Source organism: Blastococcus sp. SYSU D00922, from assembly GCF_054050495.1.
This window is the reverse complement of the sequence record NZ_JBJGZL010000003.1, coordinates 222262-236972: the sequence shown is the minus strand read 5'-3', so window position 1 is coordinate 236972 and position 14711 is coordinate 222262. Positions and strand designations below refer to the sequence as shown.

Annotated in this window: 17 protein-coding genes; 9 read left to right on the top strand and 8 right to left on the bottom strand. The window is 73.9% G+C overall.

Annotated features, from left to right (window positions below; all coding sequences use genetic code 11):
• Window positions 1–41 precede the first annotated feature (41 nt).
• Entirely contained in the window at window positions 42–1274 is a 1233-nt protein-coding gene (locus tag ACI78T_RS06110; protein WP_456557191.1) for an ArsA family ATPase, read from the bottom strand.
• The gene (locus tag ACI78T_RS06105) at window positions 1271–2263 is read right to left on the bottom strand and encodes an ArsA-related P-loop ATPase (RefSeq protein ID WP_456557190.1); all 993 of its coding nucleotides are present in this window, start codon (window positions 2261–2263) and stop codon (window positions 1271–1273) included. The genes ACI78T_RS06110 and ACI78T_RS06105 overlap by 4 nt, the downstream gene beginning before the upstream one ends.
• A gap of 48 nt (window positions 2264–2311) precedes the next feature.
• Between ACI78T_RS06105 and ACI78T_RS06100 the strand changes: the two genes are divergently transcribed.
• The 3 genes from ACI78T_RS06100 to ACI78T_RS06090 are packed head-to-tail and all read left to right on the top strand — an operon-like array spanning window position 2312 to window position 3725.
• Window positions 2312–2482: a hypothetical protein gene (locus tag ACI78T_RS06100; RefSeq protein ID WP_456557189.1), complete on the top strand. Its 171-nt coding sequence runs from the start codon at window positions 2312–2314 to the stop codon at window positions 2480–2482.
• Window positions 2479–2937 (top strand): RidA family protein, encoded by a 459-nt coding sequence (locus tag ACI78T_RS06095; protein ID WP_456557188.1) that lies wholly within the window; start codon window positions 2479–2481, stop codon window positions 2935–2937. The genes ACI78T_RS06100 and ACI78T_RS06095 overlap by 4 nt, the downstream gene beginning before the upstream one ends.
• Complete coding sequence (locus ACI78T_RS06090) at window positions 2934–3725, top strand: NUDIX hydrolase (RefSeq protein WP_456557187.1); 792 nt, start codon at window positions 2934–2936, stop codon at window positions 3723–3725. Before ACI78T_RS06095 ends, ACI78T_RS06090 begins: the two co-directional genes overlap by 4 nt.
• Window positions 3726–3855: 130 nt before the next feature.
• On the opposite strand, the gene ACI78T_RS06085 is transcribed toward ACI78T_RS06090, so the two are convergent.
• Window positions 3856–4530, bottom strand: coding sequence for a Crp/Fnr family transcriptional regulator (locus ACI78T_RS06085; RefSeq protein ID WP_456557186.1), 675 nt, complete (start codon window positions 4528–4530; stop codon window positions 3856–3858).
• Window positions 4531–4681: 151 nt separating this feature from the next.
• On the bottom strand, window positions 4682–4921 hold the full coding sequence (locus ACI78T_RS06080) for a hypothetical protein (protein WP_456557185.1): 240 nt from the start codon (window positions 4919–4921) through the stop codon (window positions 4682–4684).
• A gap of 104 nt (window positions 4922–5025) precedes the next feature.
• On the opposite strand from ACI78T_RS06080, the gene nth reads away from it, so the two are divergent.
• Genes nth through ACI78T_RS06055 form a run of 5 tightly spaced genes read left to right on the top strand, consistent with a single transcriptional unit; the run spans window position 5026 to window position 8794 of the window.
• A complete protein-coding gene (nth, locus tag ACI78T_RS06075) occupies window positions 5026–5826 on the top strand; it encodes an endonuclease III (protein WP_456557184.1) in 801 nt (266 codons plus the stop codon).
• The gene (locus ACI78T_RS06070; protein WP_456557183.1) at window positions 5823–6413 is read left to right on the top strand and encodes a TlpA family protein disulfide reductase; all 591 of its coding nucleotides are present in this window, start codon (window positions 5823–5825) and stop codon (window positions 6411–6413) included. Before nth ends, ACI78T_RS06070 begins: the two co-directional genes overlap by 4 nt.
• Window positions 6410–7174: an NUDIX hydrolase gene (locus ACI78T_RS06065; protein WP_456557182.1), complete on the top strand. Its 765-nt coding sequence runs from the start codon at window positions 6410–6412 to the stop codon at window positions 7172–7174. Before ACI78T_RS06070 ends, ACI78T_RS06065 begins: the two co-directional genes overlap by 4 nt.
• The gene (locus tag ACI78T_RS06060) at window positions 7171–7608 is read left to right on the top strand and encodes a plastocyanin/azurin family copper-binding protein (protein ID WP_456557181.1); all 438 of its coding nucleotides are present in this window, start codon (window positions 7171–7173) and stop codon (window positions 7606–7608) included. The genes ACI78T_RS06065 and ACI78T_RS06060 overlap by 4 nt, the downstream gene beginning before the upstream one ends.
• Window positions 7609–7612: 4 nt before the next feature.
• Window positions 7613–8794, top strand: a complete 1182-nt coding sequence (locus ACI78T_RS06055; protein WP_456557180.1) for a MarP family serine protease — start codon at window positions 7613–7615, stop codon at window positions 8792–8794.
• A 96-nt stretch (window positions 8795–8890) separates the two neighbouring features.
• Here ACI78T_RS06055 and ACI78T_RS06050 read toward each other — a convergent pair whose 3' ends face one another.
• From ACI78T_RS06050 to acs, 3 genes are all read right to left on the bottom strand, one after another.
• Window positions 8891–9817 (bottom strand): alpha/beta fold hydrolase, encoded by a 927-nt coding sequence (locus tag ACI78T_RS06050; protein ID WP_456557179.1) that lies wholly within the window; start codon window positions 9815–9817, stop codon window positions 8891–8893.
• Between the two features lie 7 nt (window positions 9818–9824).
• Entirely contained in the window at window positions 9825–10325 is a 501-nt protein-coding gene (locus ACI78T_RS06045) for a phage holin family protein (protein ID WP_456557178.1), read from the bottom strand.
• A gap of 105 nt (window positions 10326–10430) precedes the next feature.
• Window positions 10431–12383, bottom strand: coding sequence for an acetate--CoA ligase (gene acs / locus ACI78T_RS06040; protein ID WP_456557177.1), 1953 nt, complete (start codon window positions 12381–12383; stop codon window positions 10431–10433).
• A gap of 145 nt (window positions 12384–12528) precedes the next feature.
• Between acs and ACI78T_RS06035 the strand changes: the two genes are divergently transcribed.
• The gene (locus tag ACI78T_RS06035; protein WP_456557176.1) at window positions 12529–13212 is read left to right on the top strand and encodes a (2Fe-2S)-binding protein; all 684 of its coding nucleotides are present in this window, start codon (window positions 12529–12531) and stop codon (window positions 13210–13212) included.
• Between the two features lie 55 nt (window positions 13213–13267).
• Here ACI78T_RS06035 and ACI78T_RS06030 read toward each other — a convergent pair whose 3' ends face one another.
• Entirely contained in the window at window positions 13268–14611 is a 1344-nt protein-coding gene (locus ACI78T_RS06030) for an esterase (RefSeq protein WP_456557175.1), read from the bottom strand.
• Window positions 14612–14711 lie beyond the last annotated feature (100 nt).

Genomic DNA, 14711 nt, shown 5'->3' with positions numbered 1-14711 from the left:
CGGCGTCGAATGTACGTGCCCCGGCGCCGCGGAGCCCGAGGTCAGCTGCGGCGCGCGGGGAGGACCCGGGTGCGCGGCGTGCCGGTCGGCGTGTCCGCGTCCAGGCCGGTCAGCGCCTCGCCCATGACGCGCAGCCCGTCGAGGTCGTGCACGTCGCCCGCGGCGGCCGGGACGGTGCGGACGGCGACCTCCGGGTGGGCGCTGGTGAACCGGTCGGCCAGGTGCTGCTCCCGGGCGGCCTGCACCATCCGCTCGGCGTGCACCCGCAGCGCTGCGGCCGCGAGCTCGGCCCCCTCGGCACCGGCCTCGCCGACCCGCTCGGCGGCGCCCTCCGCCCGCGTGGCCGACAGCAGCGTGGTGGCCGGCGGGTGCGTGCGGTTGAGCACCAGCCCGGCCAGCGGCATCCCCTCGGCCGACAGCCGGTCGACGAAGTAGGAGGCCTCGCGCAGCGCGTCCGGCTCCGGCGTCGCCACCACGACGAACCAGGTGCCGGGACGGCGGAGCAGCTCGTAGGTCGCGGTCGCCCGCTCGCGGAAGCCGCCGAACATGGTGTCCAGCGCGGCGACGAACGCGGAGATGTCGCGCAGCAGCTGCCCGCCGAGGATCTTCGAGATGATCCGGCTGAAGAACATGAACCCGGCGCTGGCGATCTTGAAGCCGGTCCGGCTGGGCGCGGTGAGCAGCCGGATCATCGTGCCGTCGAGGAAGCGGCTCATCCGGTTCGGGGCGTCGAGGAAGTCCAGCGCCGACCGCGACGGCGGGGTGTCGACGATGATCAGGTCCCACTGGTCGCTGGCCCGCAGCTGGCCCAGCTTCTCCATCGCCATGTACTCCTGCGTCCCGGCGAAGGACGAGGACAGCGACTGGTAGAAGGGGTTCTCCAGGATCTGCTGGGCCCGCTCGGGGGTCGAATGCGCCACGACGACGTCGTCGAACGTGCGCTTCATGTCCAGCATCATCGCGTGCAGCTCGCCGTCGGCCCCCGGCGTCTCGACCCGCCGCGGCTCGTTGTCCAGCTCCACGAGTCCCAGGGACTGCGCCAGCCGCCGAGCCGGGTCGATGGTGAGGACGACGACCGTGCGGCCGGCCTCCGCGGCGGCCAGGGCCAGCGCCGCCGACGTCGTCGTCTTGCCCACGCCGCCGGCCCCGCAGCAGACGATGATCCGCGTCGCCGGGTCGGTGACCAGGGCGTCCAGGTCCATCGCCGGGGCGGCGGGCGCCGGGCGGGCGGCGGCCGCGGGGCGGCCCGGGCGCTCCTCCGGGGCGGCGGTCACGCGGCCACCTCGGTGCGCACGTGGTCCTCCAGCCGGCCGGCCAGCTCGAACAGCGTCCCGACGTCCATGGGACCGGTGAGCAGCGGCAGCTCCACGGTGGGGCGGCCGAGCGCCTCGACGTCGTCGCGGAGGGCGTCCTGCCCGGCCCAGCGCTGGGCGTGCTCGGTGACCTCGGCGGCCAGGGCGTCGGCGACGTCGGTCCCGCCCGGCAGGTGCGCCGGCGCCAGGCCGGACAGCAGGTCGGCACCGGTGAGGCGGCCCTCCGCGGCGCGGGTCAGGGCGTCGACCGGGAGCACCGGCTCGGTCGCCATGTTCACGATCACCGAGCCGACGGGCAGGTCGGCCTTGGTCAGCTCCGCGATGGCGTCGGCCGTCTCCTGGACCGGCATGTCCTCGAGCAGGGTCACCAGGTGCACCGCCGTCTGGGGCGAGCGCAGCACGGCCATGACGCCGTCGCTCTGGGTCTTGATGGGGCCGGAGCGGGCGAGCTGGGCCATCTCGGCGGTGACGCCGAGGAAGCGGGTGATCCGGCCGGTCGGCGGCGCGTCGACGACGACGGCGTCGTACACCGGCCGCCCGTCGTGCCGGCGGGTGACGGCCTCCTTGATCTTGCCGGTGATGAGCACGTCGCGGAGGCCCGGCGCGATGGCCGTGGCGAAGTCGATCGCGCCCATCTTGCGCAGCGCCCGGCCGGCCCGGCGCAGGTTGTAGAACATGTCGAGGTAGTCGAGGAGGGCCTCCTCGACGTCGATCGCCAAGGCCTTCACCTCCCCGCCCCCGCGGGTGACGGCCACGCGGCGCTCCTCGTAGGGCAGCGGCGGGGTGTCGAAGAGCTGTGCGATGCCCTGCCGGCCCTCGGTCTCGACGAGGAGGACGGACCGGCCGTCCGCGGCCAGGGCGAGGGCCAGCGCGGCGGCGACGGTGGTCTTGCCGGTCCCGCCCTTGCCGGTGACGACGTGCAGGCGCACGGAGGACGGGTCGGGGCTCACCTGCACCAGCCTAGGAGCAGGCCGCCACCGCTGCGCTAGCGTCCAGGCATGACCGAACCGGCCCGCCGCAAGTGGGAGTACGCGACCATCCCGCTGCTCGTCCACAACACCAAGGCGATCCTCGACTCCTGGGGCGTCGACGGGTGGGAGCTGGTGACCGTGCTGCCGGGTCCCGGCGGCTCCGACCAGCTCGTCGCCTACCTCAAGCGCCCGGCATGAGCTGGCACGCCCGCCTGGCCGAGCTGGGCATCCGGCTGCCCGCCGTCGCCGCACCGGTGGCCGCTTACGTGCCCGCCGTCCGGACCGGCTCGCTGGTGTTCACCTCCGGCCAGCTGCCCTTCGTCGACGGCGGCCTGCGCCGGACCGGCAAGGTCGGCGGCTCGGTGGACGTCGAGGCGGCCGCCGCGGACGCCAAGGTGTGCGCGCTCAACGCCCTGGCCGCCGTGGACGACCTGGTCGGCCTCGACGAGGTCGCGCGGATCGTGCGCGTGGTCGGCTACGTCGCCAGCGCCGAGGGCTTCACCGGCCAGCCGCGGGTGGTCAACGGCGCCAGCGAGTTCCTGGGCAAGGTGTTCGGCGAGGCGGGGCAGCACGCGCGCAGCGCCATCGGGGTGGCCGAGCTCCCGCTGGGTGCCCCGGTCGAGGTCGAGCTGACCGTCGAACTCAGGGGATGACCGAACCGCGGCAGGCCGCGACGGTCCTCCTCGTGCGCGACGGGGCGCCGGGCCTCGAGGTCTACCTGCTGCGGCGCACCACGGGCATGCCGTTCGCCGGCGGCATGACCGCCTACCCCGGCGGCGGGGTTGACGAGCGCGACGGCGACGCGGACGTCGCCTGGTTCGGCCCGTCGCCCGCGGAGTGGGCCACCGCGTTCGGCTGCGACGAGCGCACCGCCCGCGAGCTCGTCTGCGCCGCGGTGCGGGAGACGTTCGAGGAGGCCGGCGTCCTGCTGGCCGGGGACCCGCGGGGCGGCGCGGTCGTGCCGGACGTGTCCGGTGACGACTGGGAGGAGCAGCGGCAGGCGCTGCTGACCCGGGACCTCTCGCTCACCGAGCTGCTGGCCGGGCGCGGGCTGGCGCTGCGGTCGGACCTGCTGCGGCCGTTCGCGCACTGGATCACGCCGCCGGTCGAGCCGCGGCGCTACGACACCAAGTTCTTCGTCGCGGCGCTACCGGTGGGGCAGGAGGCCCGCGACGTCTCCGGCGAGGCCGACGAGGCCGCGTGGCTGACGCCTTCGGCCGCGCTGGCCGAGGCGGCCGCCGGCGCGCGGCCGATGCTGCCGCCGACGACGCACACGCTCGGCCAGCTCGAGCCGTTCGCCGACGTCGCGGCCGCCCTGGACGGCTCGCCGCCGGAACCGCTGCACCCGATCAGCCCGACCTTCGAGGAGACCGCCGACGGGAAGTGGGCGGTGCTCCCCGACGGGACGCGCATCCGCCTGGTGGTGCCGCTTCCCTCGTGAGGCCGCCCTCCTGGAGCGTTTCTCGCGCTCCCGCGGTCCTGCAGGACTCCAGGAGCGCGAACGACACCCCAGGAGCACGACGAGGGCCCGGAACCGTGACGGTTCCGGGCCCTCGTCCGTGCGTCGGTGGCTAGCGCGCGCGACGGCGCAGGCGGTCCTCGTCGAGGACGACGACCGACTTGCCCTGCAGCTGGATCCAGCCGCGGTGCACGAAGTCGGCCAGGGCCTTGTTCACGGTCTCCCGCGAGGCGCCGACGAGCTGGGCCAGCTCCTCCTGCGTCAGGTCGTGCTTGACGCGCAGGCCGTCGCTCTCGCGGCTGCCGAAGCGGTCGGCCATCTGCAGCAGGGCCTTGGCCACGCGGCCGGGGACGTCGGTGAAGATCAGGTCGGCGACCGAGTCGTTGGTGCGGCGCAGGCGGCGGGCCAGCACGCGCAGCAGCTGCTCGCCGATCTCCGGGTGCGCCTCGATCCACGGGCGCAGCACCGACTGCGGCATGCGGGCCAGCTTCACGTCGGTCACCGCGGTCGCGGTCGCGGTGCGCGGGCCCGGGTCGAAGACCGAGAGCTCGCCGAACTGGTCCGAGGGACCCATGACGGCGAGCACGTTCTCGCGGCCGTCCGGGGAGCGGCGGGACAGCTTGATCTTCCCGGAGACGACGATGTACAGGCTGTCCCCGGGCTCGCCCTCGTTGAAGACCACGCGCCCCCGCGGGAGCGTGATCATCTCCAAGCGACTGGCGACCGGGTCCACCGCCTCTTCCGAGAGCCCCTGGAAGAGCCCGGACTGGGCCAGCACCTCGTCCACTGCACGTCCTCTCACTGCCGTTCGCATGGACGCACAGGCGTCCGTGTCCGGAGGGAGTCTAGGCGGCTGTGCATTCGGTCACCCGTTCGGTGGGCGGACGCGTCCCTCCTCCGAGCGAGTGGCCTGGGTCACGGCCGACGCGGACCGCGGCTCACACGAGGGGTGGGTTGGCCGTCCCGGCGTCCTTGGTGCGCCGGCGGCGCCAGCGGAACAGCGCCCGGCGGATGCCCGACGAGGCCAGCGTGTCGACCTCGCCGGCCGTCGCCGTGCTCAGGAACTCGGTCACCTCGCGCGGGGACGCGGGCCGGCGCAGCGGCTCCTCGACGCGCTCCATCACCAGCAGGAAGGCGATGAGCAGGGGCGGGAACAGGATGACGCTCAGAGCGACCACCGCCTGCCACCTCTCCATCGTAGGGCCCGTCCGGGCCGTGACCTGTCCGTTCCCCATGGTGGCACGGCCGGAACACGTCAGGGTCTCCGCCTACCCTCGACCGCGTGTCACTGCCCGCGTCTGAGCCCGCGTACGCGCGGCCCGCCCCCGTCCGCCGGCCCACGCTCGCCGCCCGCACCGGCGCCTCGCCGTACGACCCGGGGGAGACGCCGCTGTCGCGCACCCGCCGGGCGCGGCGCATGGCCCGCGAGCTCGCCCTGATCCACCCGGACGCGCACTGCGAGCTGGACTTCACCAACGCCTTCGAGCTGCTCGTCGCGACGGTCCTGTCGGCCCAGACCACGGACAAGATGGTCAACAAGGTGACGCCGACGCTCTTCGCCCGGTACCCCGATGCCGTGGCGCTCGCGGGAGCCGACCGCGAGGAGCTCGAGACCATCCTCAAGCCCACCGGGTTCTTCCGCGCCAAGGCGAACTCGGTGCTCGGGCTCAGCCAGGCGCTCGTCGAGCGGTTCGACGGCGAGGTGCCGGCGCGCATGGCCGACCTCGTCACGCTCCCCGGGGTGGGGCGCAAGACCGCGAACGTCGTCCTCGGCAACGCCTTCGGCATGCCCGGCCTCACCGTCGACACCCACTTCGGCCGGCTGGTCCGCCGGTTCGGGTGGACGGCGGAGGAGGACCCGGTGAAGGTCGAGGCCGAGATCGCCGAGCTGATCCCGAAGAAGGAGTGGACCGACTTCTCCCACCGCGTGATCTTCCACGGCCGCCGGGTGTGCCACGCCAAGAAGGCGGCCTGCGGCGCGTGCGGCCTGGCGAAGTGGTGCCCCTCCTTCGGCATCGGGCCGGTCGACCCCGAGGTCGCGGTCAAGCTGGTCAAGACCCCGGCCACGTCGGACACCGAATGACGCGGCTGCGGACGGCCGCCGCCGGCGGTCTCGTGCTCGCGTCGTTGCTGGCCGGCTGCACCGCCGCCGGCGAGGCGGCCCCCGATGCCTCGCCGACGACGGACGTCGCGACCGCCGAGACCTCGCTGCTGCCCTGCCCGGAGCAGCCCGAGCGGCCGGCGGCCGGCGCGCAGACGATGCCCGCGCTGGCCTTCGACTGCCTCGGCGGCGGCTCCCTCGACCTCGGCCGCGCCCCCGGCGTCCCGACGCTGGTCAACCTGTGGGGGAGCTGGTGCGGGCCGTGCCGCGAGGAGCTGCCGCTGCTGCAGGAGTTCGCGGATTCCGCGGACGGCCGGGTCCAGGTGCTGGGTGTCATCAGCAAGGACGGCGTCCCGCAGGCCGGCTCGTTCGCCGATGACGCGGGCGTCACGTTTCCGGGTGCCTTCGACGGGGACGGGGAGCTCATGACCGAGCTCGGCCTCAACGCCCTGCCGTTCACCTACTTCCTCGACGCGGACGGGGCGGTCGTGCACACCCAGGTCGGCGACGTCTCCTCCGTCGACGAGCTGCGCGCGCTGGTCGCCGAGCACCTCGGGGTGCAGCTGTGACCACGCCCGCCGCCGACCTCGACGGCCTGCCGGACTACCTGCAGCGGCTGCTGCGCTCGGCCGCCGACCTGCCCCTGCGCCACCGCATGCCGCAGGCGTCCTCGACCGCGCGCCGGTCCGCCGTGCTGATCCTGTTCGGCGAGGGCGTCGACGGCCCCGACGTCCTGCTGATCGAGAAGTCGGCCCACCTGCGCAGCCACGCCGGCCAGCCCGCCTTCCCCGGCGGTGGGGTGGACGCGGGTGACGACTTCCCGGTCGGCACGGCGCTGCGCGAGGCGCAGGAGGAGGCCGGGGTCGACCCGGACGGCGTGCGGGTGCTGGCCACCCTGCAGGAGCTCTACCTACCGCCGTCGGACCGGCTGGTCGTCCCGGTGGTCGGGTGGTGGGAGGACCCGGGGGACGTCAGCATCGGCGACCCGGACGAGGTGGCCCGGGTCGCGCGCGTGCCGCTCGCCGAGCTGACCGACCCGGCCAACCGGTTCCGGCTCAGCCACCCGTCGGGCTACATCGGACCTGCGTTCGCCGTCGCCGACATGCTCGTGTGGGGGTTCACCGCCGGCCTGCTCGAGGCGATCCTCGAGGCCGCCGGCCTGAGCCGGCCGTGGAACACCCGCGACGTGCGCCCGATCCCGGAGTCCATGCTGCGGCCGTACACGCTGCCGGGCTCCGGGGACGACGACGACCGCGACGCCGCCGCCGCGCCGACGGTGGCCGATCCCGCGCCCGACGGCCCTCCGGCGCGTACGGTTCCGCCCCGATGAAGCGTCTCTCCACGCAGGTCGCCGGCCTGGCCGCGGCGGCGGTGCTGCTGGTGGGGTGCGGAGGCAGCGGGGACGCCGGCGACGAGGCCGCGCCGAGCACCGCGCCGGGCGTCGGCGAGGTCACCACGGGACCGGACGGGGTCCAGGAGATCACCGTGCAGACCCAGGACGACTACGTGTTCGTGCCCGACAGCTTCACCGTCGACCCGGGCAAGGTCCGGCTGACCGTGGTCAACGTGGCCGAGCAGATGACCCACAACCTCGAGTTCACCGAGGGCGCCGGCCCGGAGGACATCGGCGAGGGCATCTCGCTCGTGGCCCCGGGCGAGGAGAAGACGATCGAGTTCACCGTCGCCGAGCCCGGCGACCACCCCTTCGAGTGCACCTTCCACGTCCAGCTCGGCCAGGTCGGCACGATGACGGTGCGCGGGTAAGCCGGTGTCCCTCGTCGACGTCGTCCTGATCGTCCTGGCCCTGGTCTTCGCGCTCTCCGGGTTCCGCCAGGGCCTGCTGGTGTCCGCCACCTCGATCCTCGGGTTCCTCGGCGGCGCCGTCCTGGGCGCCCAGCTCTCCGGACCGGTCGCCGAGCGCATCGACGGCTCGAGCGTGACACGGGTGTTCGCGGCGCTGGTCGTCGTCCTCGCCGCGGCCCTGCTCGGGCAGATCCTGGCCGGGGCGATCGGCCGGGCGATCCGCGGGAGGGTCACGTGGGAGCCGGCCAAGATGGTCGACTCCGTCGCCGGGGCGGTCCTGTCGGCGACCGCCGTGCTGCTGGTGGCCTGGATGGTCGCCTCGCCGCTGGCCAGTTCGCCGTTCCCGCAGGTCGCCAGCCAGGTGCGGCAGTCGGCGCTGGTGCAGGCCGTCGACCGGGCCGTCCCCGACGGCGTCCGCACCGTCTACGACACGCTGCGCGACGCCATCGACCGCCGCGGCCTGCCCGACGTCCTCGACCCGCTCACCCCCACGCAGGTGCGCGAGGTGGAGGCGCCCGACCCGGCGCTGCTGAACAGCCCGGTCGTGGCGTCGGTGGAGGGCTCGGTCGTGAAGATCAGCGGCATCGCGGCGTCGTGCTCCCGGCAGATCGACGGCTCCGGGTTCGTCTACGCGCCGGAGCGGGTCATGACGAACGCGCACGTGCTGGCGGGCGTGGGCGACCCCGTGGTGCTGGCCGAGGGCGACGAGTACGACGCCGTCCCGGTCTACGTCGACGAGGAGATCGACGTCGCGGTCCTCGCCGTCCCCGGGCTGGAGACGCTGCCGCTCACCTTCACCGCGGACCCGGCGGAGGCCGGTGACGACGCGATCATCATGGGCTACCCGGGCGGCGGGCCGTTCTTCGTCGGCCCGGCCCGCGTCCGCGACCGCGGCGAGATCAGCGGTCCGGACTTCCGCGGCACGCAGACCGTCGTCCGCGACGTCTACGCGCTGTACGGCACCGTCCGGGCGGGCAACTCCGGCGGGCCGCTGTTCGCGCCCGACGGCAGCGTGCTGGGCGTCGTCTTCGCCTCGGCGATCGACGACCCCGACACCGGCTACGCCCTCACCGGCCCGCAGGTCGCCGAGGCCGCGAACGTCGGCAGCCGCGCCACCGCCGAGGTGGGCACCGGTCCCTGCGAGTAGTAGAAGGATCTCGCTGCCCCCCGCACCTCGCTGCGCTCGCGGCGGGGCCCTGAACGGGGGCCGTTCCATCGCGTCACCTCGGGCGGCTCCGCTGCGCTACGCCGCCCAGCCGGCGATGGCCTCGGTGACCAGGTCCGGGGCCTCCTCCTGGGGGAAGTGGCCGATGCCCGGGAGCTCCCGCCACTCGTAGGCGCCGGCCACGTACCGGCCGGAGCCCCGGGCCGTGTCCACCAGCACGCAGGAGTCGAGCGTGCCGTGCAGCTGCAACGTCGGCGCGGTGACCGGCGCCGACATCCGCCGCGCGTAGCGCAGGCCGTCGGGGCGCAGCTGCGAGCGGGCCGCCCAGCGGTAGTACTCCATCGCGCCGTACGCGGCCTGCGGGATGCGCGCCGCGGCCCGGTAGCGGTCCACCGCCTCCGCGAAGTCGGGGGTGCGCGTCCACGCGGGGCCCGACCAGCGCTGCATCAGGTCGGCCACCGGGTCGTCGTCGGTGCGGGTCAGGCGGCGCTCGGGCAGGCGGGGCACCTGGAAGCCCAGCGCGTAGCGGGACGCGCGCCGCTGGGCCGGGTCGGTCATGCCGGCGCGCAGCCGCCGCGGGTGCGCCATCGACAGCACCACGAGCCGGCGCACGCTCCTGGGGTGCAGCGCGGCCATGGTCCAGCCGAGCAGCCCGCCCCAGTCGTGGCCCACGACCACGGCGTCCTGCTCGCCCAGCGCTCGCACGAGCGCGGCGACGTCCGCCGACAACGTGGGCAGGTCGTAGCCGCGCGGTGGCTTGTCGCTCGCGCCGTAGCCGCGCAGGTCGGGCGCGACGACGTGGAACCCCGCCTCCGCCAGCCCGGTCAGCTGCGACCGCCAGGTCCACCAGAACTGCGGGAACCCGTGCAGCAGCAGGACCAGCGGCCCCGAGCCGGCCTCCGCCGCGTGCAGGCGGACGCCGTTCGCCGAGATGTCGCGGTGGGTCCAGGGCCCGGGCAGGAGGACGCTGGTCGCGTCGGGTGGGCCGTCCGGGGGGACGGTCACCGGGCGCTCAGACCTTGTACGTCTGGTTGCCGCGCAGGGCGACCTTGCCGTTGCTCACCTCGGGGACGTCCCGGTGGCGCGCCCCGGGGGCCTCGCGGTGCAGCACCTCCGGCAGGTCGGAGAGGGTCTCCAGCGTGCGCTCCGGCTTCTCGATCTTCTTGATCATCCGGCGCCCGATCAGCGCGCAGACGCCGGCCAGCAGCAGCAGGAAGACGGTCACGATGCCGTAGGAGACCCAGCGGGGGAGCCCCAGCGCGGTAAGCGCCTCGGCCACCGTGACGAAGAAGTAGATCCCCGCGAACGCCACCAGGACACCGGCCGCGCCGAACAGGCCGACGCTGATGCCGGCCTTCTTCGCCGACTTGCCGATCTCGGCCTTGGCCAGCTCGATCTCGCTGCGGACCAGCGTGGAGATGTCGGCCATCGCGCTCTGGACGAGCGTGCCGACGGAGGGCTCCTCGGCTCCTGTCGTCGAGTTCCGGGAAGCCGGCGACACACTGTGGGCCACGGGGGCTCCTCCTTCGATCGGTGCAGGTGGTCACCCGAATCGTGCCGCACGTCGGCCGAGCGCGCGCCTCCGCCTCCCCCGATCGGGAGGCGGAGGCGCCGGGGCTCAGTCCTCGGAGGGTGCCGCGGGCAGCTTCTCCTTGATCATGTTCATCACCGAGGAGTCGGTCAGCGTCGTCACGTCGCCGAGCTCGCGGTTCTCGGCGATGTCGCGGAGCAGTCGCCGCATGATCTTGCCCGAGCGGGTCTTGGGCAGCTCCTGCACGACCATGATCTGGCGCGGCTTGGCGATGGGGCCGATGTCCTTCGCGACGTGCGTCTTCAGCGTCTGCACGAGCTCGTCGCCGGAGTCCTCCGCATTGCCGCGCAGGATCACGAAGGCGACGATGCCCTGGCCGGTCGTCGGGTCGCTGGCGCCGACGACCGCGGCCTCCGCGACGGTCGGGTGACCCACCAGCGAGGACTCGACCTCGGTGGTGGAGATCCGGTGACCGGACACGTTCATGACGTCGTCGACCCGGCCGAGCAGCCAAATGTTGCCGTCCGCGTCCTTCTTGGCCCCGTCGCCGGCGAAGTAGACGTTCTTGCCGAACCGCGACCAGTAGGTGTCGACGTAGCGGTCGTCGTCGCCCCAGATGGTGCGCAGCATCGACGGCCACGGCTCGGTCAGCACCAGCAGGCCGGTCGAGTCGTCGGCCAGCTCGTTGCCCTCGTCGTCGACGACCTTGGCGGAGATCCCCGGGAAGGGCACCTGGGCGGAGCCCGGGACGAGCGTCGTGACGCCGGGCAGCGGGGTGATCATGTGGGCGCCGGTCTCGGTCTGCCACCAGGTGTCGACGATCGGGCAGCGCCCGCCGCCGATGTTCTGGTGGTACCAGAGCCACGCCTCCGGGTTGATCGGCTCGCCGACCGAGCCCAGCAGCCGCAGCGACGTCAGGTCGAAGCCGGCCGGGATGTCCTCGCCCCACTTCATGAACGTCCGGATGACCGTGGGGGCGGTGTAGAGGATGGTGACGCCGTACTTCTGGATCAGCTCGAACCAGCGGCCGCGGTGCGGGGTCTCCGGCGTCCCCTCGTACATGACCGACGTGGCCCGGTTGGCCAGCGGCCCGTAGACGATGTAGCTGTGGCCGGTCACCCAGCCGACGTCGGCCGCCGTCCAGTAGACGTCGTCGTCGGGCTTGAGGTCGAAGGTCGCCCAGTGCGTGTAGGCGACCTGCGTCAGGTAGCCGCCGCTGGTGTGCAGGATGCCCTTGGGCTTCGCCGTCGTCCCCGACGTGTACATGATGTAGAGGGGGTGCTCGGCGTCGAAGGACTCCGGCTCGTGCTCGGTCGACTGCCGCTCGACGACGTCGTGCCACCAGAGGTCGCGGCCCTCCGTCCACTCGACGTCCTGCTCGGTCCGCTTCACCACCAGCACGTTGCGGACGCCGGGGCTGCGGCCCACCGCGTCGTCCACGGCCGGCTTGAGGGCGCTGGGGGCGCCGCGCCGGTAGCCGCCGTCGGCGGTGATGACGAGGACGGCACCGGCGTCGTCGAGCCGGCTGGCCAGGGCGTCGGCGGAGAAGCCGCCGAAGACGACCATGTGGACGGCGCCGATGCGGGCGCAGGCCAGCATCGCGATGATGGTCTCCGGGATCATCGGCATGTAGATGGCGACGCGGTCGCCGGCGTTCACGCCGAGCTCCACCAGCGCGTTCGCGGCCTTGGAGACCTCGTCCTTGAGCTGGGCGTAGGTGATCGTGCGGGTGTCGCCCGGCTCGCCCTCCCAGTGGTAGGCGACCTGGTCGCCGTGGCCGTCCTCGACGTGCCGGTCGACGCAGTTGTAGGCGACGTTGAGCTTGCCGCCGACGAACCACTTGGCGAACGGCGGGTTGCTCCAGTCGAGGACCTCGTCCCACTCCTGGGTCCAGGTGAGCCGGCGGGCCTGCTCCGCCCAGAAGCCGAGGCGGTCCTGCGCCGCCCGGTCGTAGACGTCCGGACCGACGTTGGCGTGGGCGGCGAGCTGCTCGGGCGGCGGGAACGTCCGGCCCTCCGTCGAGGTCGTCGTCTCGCTCATGCGGTACCTCCCCATTCCGGTGGCGCGCAGCGGCGCGGCCACGTCGCACTGTGGCTCCCACCACACCGTATGGCCCGCGGCCCCGGGCGTCTGCTCCGGGACGGCGGACGGCTGGTTCCGTGCGGCGGCCGGTCAGACTGACCCCGTGGCGGAGCGGCTCCAGGACGCGGTGACGGCGCAGGTGCCGGGCGCCGCGGCGCTCGGGCTGGTCGCGCCGGCGTCCGCGGTGCTCGTCCCGGGTGCCACGCTGGCCGATGCGGGCTGGACGGCGCGGCAGGTGCGCGGCGCCGCGGACGCACGGGTCGCCGCCACGGTGTGGTGGTACTCCCTGTCGTCGGTGCTGCTCACGCCGCCGCTGGCCGGTCTGGTCGCCGGGTCGCCGCTGTCGGCGCGCCTCGAGGACCTGTCCGTCGCCTTCTCCGCGGGCCGGCCGGTCGCCGCCGTGTCGGGCGGCCGGGGCGGGGACCTCGCCGCCGACCTGCGCGACTCCCTGGCGGCCGTCGTGACGGCGGTGGCCGACGCCGGGGGGATGCGCGCACGGCCGCTCTGGGCGATCGCGACCGACTCGCTCGCCAACCGGCTGCTGGTGCTCGGGCAGGCCACGGGGGACGTCGGGCGGACCACTGGGCTCGCGGCACCGCTCGCCGCCGCCGTCGGGCCGCCGCTGCCGGTGCCGCGCTACGAGGACGTCGGTGGTCGCCGGTTCGTCCGGCGGGCGTCGTGCTGCCTGCTCGACCGGATGCCCGGCATGCCCACCTGCACCTCCTGCCCGAACCGTGCACCCGAGGAGCGCCGGCGGCTGCTGGAGCGGCTCGCGGGCCGCGGCTGAGACGACGACGGGACGCCCGGGCGGTGCCCGGACGTCCCGTCGCTCGATGCCCGTGTCAGGGGGTCGTGCAGTACCGCGCGTGCTCGAGGTCGCCGGCGTGCGCCACCGGGGTGAACCGGCAGCCGTAGCGGCGGTCGGCCACGACGGCCGGGTCGAGGACGTCGTCGCCCGCAGGCCGCACCCCGTCCTCCACCCAGGCGACCAGGTCGGTGAAGGCCTGGTTGCGCTCGGCCGCGGTGAAGTCGCAGTGGCCGACCGACCGGATGGCCCGCTGCACGAGCAGGTCGGACCGGCCGTTGGCCGCCGCGTCCTGCGCGTACAGCTGCTCCATGCTGAACGGCACGAACAGGTCGCCCAGGCCGTGCAGGGTCAGCACCGGGACGTCGAACGTGCCGTCGATCGTGGGCACGCCGGACAGACCGTTGCTGCCCCTGCTGGCCTCGACCCGGAGCACCTCGGCGTTGAGCTGCTGCTCGGCGGGCGTCAGGGCCGGGTCGGCGTCGAACTGGTAGACGGTGGCCGCGTTGCCGGGGACCGACTTCGACTGCCCCTCCTCGCCGTAGCCCGGGTACTGCGGGTGCACGGTGAACAGGAAGTCCCCGAAGGACGCGAAGCCGGCCTCGGCGAGCGGGCGCTCCCCGCCGGTGCGCTGCTCGGTCAGCGCGCGAAGCTGCTGCCCTGCGGGGGTGAGCGTCCGCGGGTAGGAGGGGCCGCCGCCGAGCGCCTGCTCGATCCGCGGCACGGTGGTGGTCAGGTAGTCCGCCGGTGCCGGGTACACCTGCGGGACGTCCGCGAGGGCCTGGGCCGCGAGGTTGTAGTCGAGGAACGTGTCGAACAGGCGCCGGTCGCCCATGACCCCGCAGCGGGGGAGCGCACCGTCGTACTGGTTGCGGTACTGCTCGATCGTCACGCCGATGACGTGCCCGCCCATCGAGTCACCCGTGATGTAGCGGCGCTCGGGCTCGCCGTAGGTGCGGTCGAAGTACTGGGCGAGCCGGTGCGTGCTCTTCACGCCGGACACGACGTCGTAGCCGTTCTCGTCGTAGCTCGAGGCCGCCCATGCGTATCCCTCCCCGATCAGGAAGTCGCGCTCCGGCGGGTTGCTCACCGTCAGCTCGGCGCCGGTGCCCCGATAGCCGTGGGCGTAGACGACCAGGTCACCGTTCCAGTTCTCGGGGACCTCGAGGCGGAAGCCCGCGCCCTGCAGGACGCCCCACTCGCGGGTGGTCGTCGTGCCGGGCAGCGCCTCGAACGGCAGCTTCGTCTCGTCGACGTAGTACTCGACCGGCGGGGGGACGGGGTACTTCGGTGTGGGGGCGGCGGTGGCCGGACCGGCGACGGCGGGCACGCAGAGCGCGAGGGCGAGGGGAAGGAAGAGCAGGCGGTGCGAACGTCTCACGGAGGAGCCTCCCGGCATCGGTGACGGTGCATGCACAGTAGGTCACCGTGTCCCACGTCACACGGCGGGGTTCGGGTGTGAGGCCAGCGCCACGGGATGA

What these genes read in the sequence shown, in the direction of transcription:
- ACI78T_RS06100 (WP_456557189.1), top strand. Translation starts at nt 2,312, where the DNA reads ATGACCGAACCGGCCCGCCGCAAGTGGGAGTACGCGACCATCCCGCTG.
- ACI78T_RS06095 (WP_456557188.1), top strand. Translation starts at nt 2,479, where the DNA reads ATGAGCTGGCACGCCCGCCTGGCCGAGCTGGGCATCCGGCTGCCCGCC.
- ACI78T_RS06090 (WP_456557187.1), top strand. Translation starts at nt 2,934, where the DNA reads ATGACCGAACCGCGGCAGGCCGCGACGGTCCTCCTCGTGCGCGACGGG.
- ACI78T_RS06070 (WP_456557183.1), top strand. Translation starts at nt 5,823, where the DNA reads ATGACGCGGCTGCGGACGGCCGCCGCCGGCGGTCTCGTGCTCGCGTCG.
- ACI78T_RS06060 (WP_456557181.1), top strand. Translation starts at nt 7,171, where the DNA reads ATGAAGCGTCTCTCCACGCAGGTCGCCGGCCTGGCCGCGGCGGCGGTG.
- acs (WP_456557177.1), bottom strand. Translation starts at nt 12,383, where the DNA reads ATGAGCGAGACGACGACCTCGACGGAGGGCCGGACGTTCCCGCCGCCC.